The 6782-nt window shown below is 68.1% G+C and carries 3 protein-coding genes and 2 pseudogenes; 4 read left to right on the top strand and 1 reads right to left on the bottom strand.

Annotated elements, in window-relative coordinates; all coding sequences use genetic code 11:
* Positions 1-70 precede the first annotated feature (70 nt).
* Positions 71-972, bottom strand: a pseudogene (locus MBENS4_RS26570) (LysR family transcriptional regulator).
* A 298-nt stretch (positions 973-1270) separates the two neighbouring features.
* Here MBENS4_RS26570 and MBENS4_RS08675 point away from each other — a divergent pair.
* The 4 genes and pseudogenes from MBENS4_RS08675 (at position 1271) to MBENS4_RS08665 (ending at position 6757) form a co-directional block, all read left to right on the top strand.
* Entirely contained in the window at positions 1271-4216 is a 2946-nt protein-coding gene (locus MBENS4_RS08675; RefSeq protein ID WP_052322125.1) for a TonB-dependent receptor, read from the top strand.
* Positions 4217-4311: 95 nt separating this feature from the next.
* A pseudogene (locus tag MBENS4_RS27555) lies at positions 4312-4677 on the top strand (nucleoside hydrolase); the annotation flags it as partial.
* A 116-nt stretch (positions 4678-4793) separates the two neighbouring features.
* Positions 4794-5444: a nucleoside hydrolase gene (locus MBENS4_RS26095; protein WP_052322123.1), complete on the top strand. Its 651-nt coding sequence runs from the start codon at positions 4794-4796 to the stop codon at positions 5442-5444.
* Positions 5441-6757 (top strand): NCS2 family permease, encoded by a 1317-nt coding sequence (locus MBENS4_RS08665; RefSeq protein WP_039390148.1) that lies wholly within the window; start codon positions 5441-5443, stop codon positions 6755-6757. Before MBENS4_RS26095 ends, MBENS4_RS08665 begins: the two co-directional genes overlap by 4 nt.
* The last annotated feature ends 25 nt before the right edge of the window (positions 6758-6782 follow it).

Below are 6782 nucleotides of genomic sequence, written 5' to 3'. Positions count from 1 at the left end.
CCCGCTCCAATTTCCCCTCAATCTATGGAAAATCTGAACTCCCCATGCGCGGGCGTGCGGTGTGTGGCGGTCAGCTTTCGCGCAGGGCGGCGGGGAGCATCTGGACGAGATCGCGGGCGAGAGCGGCGGCTTCGGGGTGTTCCTCGGCAAGGCGATCGCGGTGGAGGAAGATGAGGCGGCGGCGCACGACGGGCCCCGTGAGCGCGACAACGGCGAGGCGCGCGGGGTCGTAGCCGCGCACGTAAAGACGCGGCATGACCCCGACCGCGAGGCCGCTGGCGACAAGGCCGAACAACGATTCCATGTGATCGACGCGGTAGTGGCGCGAATGGACGATGTTGGCCTCGCGCATTGCTGCGGTGCTGATCTCGCCGATACTGCCGGAGCGGAAGTGGACGACCTCGAGCCCGGCAAGTTCCGCCCAGGTCACGCTCCGCGCGCGGCAAGGGGATGCTCGGCGCCGAGCACGAGGGCCATTTCGTCCTCGATCAGCGGGGTGCCCGAGAGGCCCTCCTCGATCAGCGTGGTCGCGCAGATCGCCATGTCGAGCGCGCCGCGCTGGAGCCCGGTGATAAGCGTATCACTGGTGCCATCGGTGATGTCGACGCTGATCGCCCGCGCGTCCTGATCGAGCCCGGCGACGAATTGCGCCAGCGCCGGGAGCGCCGAAGGCATCGTGCCGATCCGCACCGTCGTCGTGCGGCGGCGCAGCGTGTCGTTCATGTCCCGGAAGGCGTTGTCCGCCGTCGTCAGGAGGCGCCAGGCGTGGGGCAGCAGGGCCTCGCCCGCCTCGGTCAGATTCACCCGGTGAGTCGTGCGCTCGAACAGCCGTACACCGAGAATCGTCTCCACCTGTCGGATAGAAGCACTGAGCGCCGGTTGCGAAACCGCCATGGCCTCAGCCGCCCGGCTGAAGTTGCCCGTCTGGCTCAAGGCCACGAAAAAGCGCAGTTGCCGGATCGAAATCGGCATGTGCGGCGGGGAGTTAAGCACAGGCCCCGAGGGCGGTACGGCGGGCGTGGACATGGCGAGGCGGGACTCCGGGCGGCACGGCACAGCCCTTCTTATAATACGAAATTATAGAATGATAAATATAAACAGTTTCCCCTGATAACCGGGCCACCATAGGGTCCCACCCATCCAGACCGCCGGTGCGAAAAAATGAGGGTTCCGGCGGCCCGTTCCATCCCCCATGCCGGGTCTGCCATGGGAGTTCGGGTGGCACGGGAGATCCCGCAAGGGGTCCGAAGTTCTTTCCAGGGGGTCAGTCATGTCGTCTGTTGCCAACACCGTTGGGTCCATCTTCGCGCGCCGTCGCAGCGCACTTCTGAGCGCCACCTTCCTGGCGCTCGTGCCCGCCGCCGGCGCCGCGCAGGACCTTGCCGCCGCACCGGCCGAGGGCGCTTCGGAGGCGATCGTCGTCACCGGCTCGCGCATCCGTTCGCCCAACGCCACCAGCGTCAGCCCGATCTCGACGGTCGGCGCCGAGGACATCTCCGCGCGCGGCGCCACGCGTCTTGAGGACCTCCTCAACACCCTGCCCCAGGTCTACGCCGACCAGGGCGGCGGCAACCGCGGTGGCACCGTGGGCGCCAGCGGCACTGCAACGATCAACCTGCGTAACCTCGGCAACCAGCGCACGCTCGTCCTCATCAACGGCCGCCGCCTGATGCAGGGCGATCCCGCCCGCTCGGCCGCGCAGGCCGCCGACATCAACAACGTCCCCGCAGCCCTGGTCGAGAGCATCGACGTCGTCACCGGCGGCGCCTCGGCGGTCTACGGCTCGGACGCGCTGGCCGGTGTCGTCAACTTCCAGCTCAAGCAGAACTTCGAGGGCCTGCAGTTCGACGGCAGCACCGGCGTCTTCCAGCACGACAACGGCAACGCGATTGCCTCGGTCGCCGAAGCGGCGGGCCAGCGCGTGCCGACCGGCAGCACGGTCGACGGCTTCCAGACCAGCCTCGCGCTGACCGCAGGCACCAACTTTGCCGACGGGCGCGGCAACATCACCGCCTTCGTCAACTACCGCAAGATCAACGGCGTGGGCACCGATTCGCGTGACTTTGCGACCTGCAACCTACGCGCCAACGCGACCGGCTATGCCTGCTCGCTCTCGTCCACGACCTACCCGGCGCAGTTCCAGCTGACCGATCCGGCGACGGGCACCACGCGCGGCAGCTACACGCTGGGCGGCGAGGGCTTCCGCCCCTACCAGAGCTCGGACGGCTTCAACAACGGCAACACCTACGACCTGCAGGCCCCCGACGAGCGCATCAACGCCGACATCATGGGCCACTTCGAGATCTCGCCCGCAATCGAGGTTTACGGCGAGTTCATGTACATGCGCGACAAGGCGGACATCCGCCTCTCGCCCACCGGCATCTTCACCGTGGCCGAGAGCATCAACTGCTCCAACCCGTACCTTTCCGCGCAGCAGCAGGACCTGATGTGCAACTCGGTGGGCCTGGGTCCGCAGGACGATGCCACGGTCAACGTTTCCATGCGTAACGCGCCGGGCGGCTCGCGCCACGACTACACCAACCACACCTCCTACCGCGCAGTGGGCGGCCTTCGCGGCGAGTTCGCGCCGGGCTGGAGCTATGACGCCTACGCCCAGTACGGCCGCACCAACTACTCCTCGCGCCTGACCGGCGACATCTCGCTCGACCGCTTCGCCAGTGCGCTGCGCGCCGTGCCCGGAGCCAATGGCACGGTCGTGTGCGAGGGCAGCGACCCGGCCTGCGTGCCCATCAACATCTTCTCGCCCACCGGCGTGACCAATGAGGCGCTCGGCTACGTGCAGGGCACCTTCACCCGCACTGGCTTCACCGAAGAGAGCATCGTCAGCGGCTCGGTCACCGGCGACCTCGGGCTCACCCTGCCCTTCGCCGCGAACCCGATCAGCGTCGCCTTCGGTGCGGAATACCGCAAGGAGCGCATCGGCTTCACCCCCGACACGCACTATTCCAGCCGTGATGTCGCGGGCAACTCGGGCGGCGAATACCCGATCTCGGGCTCGTTCGACGTCAAGGAAGTCTACGGCGAAATCCGCGTGCCGCTGGCCGAGAACCGCCCCTTCCTCGAGAGCCTCGCGCTCGAAGGCGGCATCCGCTACTCCAACTACTCGACCGCAGGCGACACCGTGGCCTGGAAGGCCGGGGCGGAGTGGATGCCCGTCAACGACGTGCGCCTGCGCGCCAGCTTCCAGCACGCCGTGCGCGCGCCCAACCTGGTCGAGCTCTACGGTCCCCAGCGCGTGAGCACCGCGCGCCTCTCCGACCCGTGCGAGGGCGCCAACCCGGTCGCCACCTTCGAGGCCTGCGCGGCCTCGGGCGTGACCGCGGCGCAGTACGGCTCGATCGCTCCGGCGGCAGGCCAGCTTTCGGGCGCCCTTGTCGGCGGTAACCCCGACCTCAGCCCGGAAAAGTCGAACACCAAGACCTTCGGTGTCCAGCTCACGCCTTCGTTCCTGCCTGGCGTGACGCTGACCGCAGACTACTTCGACATCAAGGTCGACGACCTCATCACCACGATCCCGGCGACGATCACGCTCAGCCAGTGCATCGAGGCAGGCACCTTCTGCGAACAGATCGAGCGCAACCCGGCGACCGGCTCGCTGGTGACGAGCGGCTACGTGCTGACCACCAATGTCAACGCGGGCTACCTCAAGACCACCGGCATCGACGTCTCCGCCTCGGCCCGCCAGGACCTCTATGACCTCCTCGGCGCGAACCTGGGCCTCGTCTCGGTCACCTTCTCGGGCACGCGCACCAACAAGTACGAAGTCGAGATCGTGCCCGGCACCCAGCCCTATGGCTGCGACGGCTACTTCGGCGCGACCTGCGGCCAGCCGATCCCGACCTGGCGCCACCGCGCCCAGTTCGACTGGACGGCTCCGGGCGGCAACGTGAAGCTCGCCACCACCTGGCGTCACATCGGCTCGACCCGCAACGATGCCTCGAGCAGCGACGACTTCCTCTCGGGCAACTACCAGCCCTACGACGGCAAGCTGAAGGCGATGGACTACATCGATTTCGCCGCCAGCTTCTTCATCGAGGACAGCTACACGCTGCGCCTGGGCGTCAACAACGTGTTCGACCGCGATCCGCCGCTCACCGCCAGCACCAGCGGGCAGACCTCGAACGGCGCGTTCTTTGCGGGCATGTACGATTCGCTTGGCCGCTATCTTTTCGCCAGCGTCACGGCCAAGTTCTGAGCCTGGCCTCCTGAACTTCCCGGACGCGTCCCCCTCCCCCCATCCGGCGCGTCCGGGGGGCCCTCTTTCCGCTCCTGTCCAAGGAAACGCGTGACATGACGAAGATCCTCTCCTCCCTCCTTGCCGCCGCAGCGCTGGCGATCGCCCCCACGGTCCCGGCGCTGGCGAAGGACGCGGCCGCCCCCACGGCTGCGCCCGCCTCTGCCCCCACGGAGGCCTCGCAGGATGGCAAGGTCCGGATCTTCTTCGACAACGATTTCCTTGGCCCCGGCCAGAGCAACATCCAGTCGATGATCCCGCTCCTGCGCGATCCCCGAGTGGACCTCATGGCCGTGGGCGTGGTGACGGGCGATGCCTGGATGACCGAGGAGACGCAGCACCTCCTGCGCTTCCTGGAGATCGCCGGGCGCACCGACGTGCCGGTTCATGCCGGCGCGAAGATGCCCCTGCTGCGCACGCAGGCGGAAATGGCCAACTGGGAAGCGCGCTATGGGCGCATTCCCTTCAAGGGGGCGTGGAGCACGCCCCGTCCGGGTCGCACGTACCACCCGGAAGACCCCGACCCTGGTCCCCCCCCATGCCCGAGGGCATGCCCAGCGTCGCGGTCGCCGACACGGGCGCGGTCGACGCGCTCGTGTCGGCCGTGCGCCAGCACCCCGGTGAGATCACGATCGTCTCGGCCGGCCCCCTCACCAACATCGCGCTGGCCCTTCGGGTCGCACCGGACATCGCGACGCTGGCCAGGGAGATCGTGATCGAACCGGGCAAGCTGGACACCGCCCTCGGGCGGGCCACCGGAAACACCGACTATTCGACCGATTTCAACTTCCTGTTCGACCCCGAGGCCGCGCACATCGTGCTCACCGCGCCCTGGAAGCGCATCACGCTGGTCGGCAACGTCAGCTCCAAAGTGAAGGTCACGCCCGAGGTCGCCAAGCGCATCGGCAAGGCCGGAACCCCGGTCGCGACCTACTTCGAGACCTACGCCCGCCTCGGCCAGCCGCTGTGGGACGAGATCACCGTCGCCGTCGCCATCGACCGCTCGCTCGTCACCGAGGAGCTCGTCGTGCGCATGGACGTCGATACCATGCCCGGCATGCACTACGGCGAGCCGCAGGTGTGGAAGGACGACATGGCCCCCAATGCGGGCGAGCGCCCCGTCCACCTGATCCTGGGCATCGACGAGGCGCGTTTCCTCAAGGACTTCATCGCGCAGGCGCAGCAGTGATCGCAAGCTTCCTCGAACGCCGCTTTGCGCTGAGCGAACGCGGTACCACGCCCGCGCGCGAGACGCTTGCGGGGCTCACCACGTTCCTCGCGGCGGCCTATCTCATCGTCGTCATTCCCTCGCTGCTTTCGAGCGGCGGCATGGACCGCGCGGCGGTGACCGCGGGCGTCATCCTCGTCATGGCCATCGGCAGCCTGGCCATGGCCTTCTACGCCAACCTGCCCTTCATCGTGGGTCCGGGCATCGGCGGCTCGGCGATCCTGGGCATCACGCTCGCCCAGATCGAGGGCGTGCCCTGGCAGACCGGCCTTGGCATCGCGGCCTTCTCGGGCATCGCCTTCATCATCCTCACGCTGACGGGCGCGCGCGGAATGGTCGTGCGCATCATCCCGCCCCAGATCAAGCTGGGGCTGGGGGCCTCGATCGGCCTGTTCATCGCCATGCTCGGCTGCCGCGATGCGGGCCTCGTCTCGGTCGACGTCGCGCGCCATGCGCTGAAACTCGGTGACTTCGGCCAGCCCGGCCCTGTCTGCGCGCTCATTGGCCTTGCCGTTGCCATCGCGCTCCAGGCCCGCCGCGTGCCGGGCGCCGTCCTCGCCGGTATCATCGTCGCCGCGCTGGTTGGTGTGCCGCTGGGCCTTACCCGCTTCGACGGCGTGTTCTCGCTGCCCCACTCGCCCGCGCCGGTCACCGGCAAGGTCGACATGCTGGGCGCGATCAGCCTCGTTGCGCTGCCCTACATGTTCACCTTCTTCGCCTCGGAGTTCTTCTCGACGCTGGGCACGACGCTGGCCATTGGCGGCAAGGCGGGGCTCACCGACAAGGAAGGCAACCTCCCGCAGATCGAGCGCCCGTTCCTGATCGATTCGCTCGCCGCCACGCTTGGCCCGCTCGTCGGCGTTCCGGGCGGCACCGCGCTCGTCGAATCGGCGGCCGGCGTCGAGGCGGGCGGGCGCACCGGCATGACCCCGATGGTCGCGGCCATCCTGTTCGCCGCCACGCTCCTTGCCATGCCGCTTGCCATGGCGATCCCGCGCGAGGCGACCGCGCCCGCGCTGATCCTCATCGGCATCGCCATGATGGGCACCATCCGCCAGGCCCCGGGCGAGGACACGATCTCGCTCTTCGCGCCCATCGCGATGATGCTGCTCACGCTCATTTCCAACAGCTTTGGCACCGGTATCGCCGGAGGCCTGCTCGTCCACGTCCTCGTCGAGGTGCTGGCGGGGCGCTGGCGGCAGATCCCTGTCGGCCTCTTCGTCCTCAGCCTTCCGCTCGGCTACTACTTCTACACCGCAGCCACGCTCCACTGACGCAGGCCTGCGCCGCATACCGGAA

Source organism: Novosphingobium sp. MBES04, from assembly GCF_000813185.1.
Classification (GTDB): domain Bacteria; phylum Pseudomonadota; class Alphaproteobacteria; order Sphingomonadales; family Sphingomonadaceae; genus Novosphingobium; species Novosphingobium decolorationis.
Note: the sequence above shows the minus strand (reverse complement) of the source record. Positions and strands in the feature narration are given on the sequence as shown.

Excerpts from the sequence above, each read along its gene's own strand:
- MBENS4_RS08675 (WP_052322125.1), top strand. The coding sequence starts at position 1,271 with ATGTCGTCTGTTGCCAACACCGTTGGGTCCATCTTCGCGCGCCGTCGC.
- MBENS4_RS26095 (WP_052322123.1), top strand. The coding sequence starts at position 4,794 with ATGCCCGAGGGCATGCCCAGCGTCGCGGTCGCCGACACGGGCGCGGTC.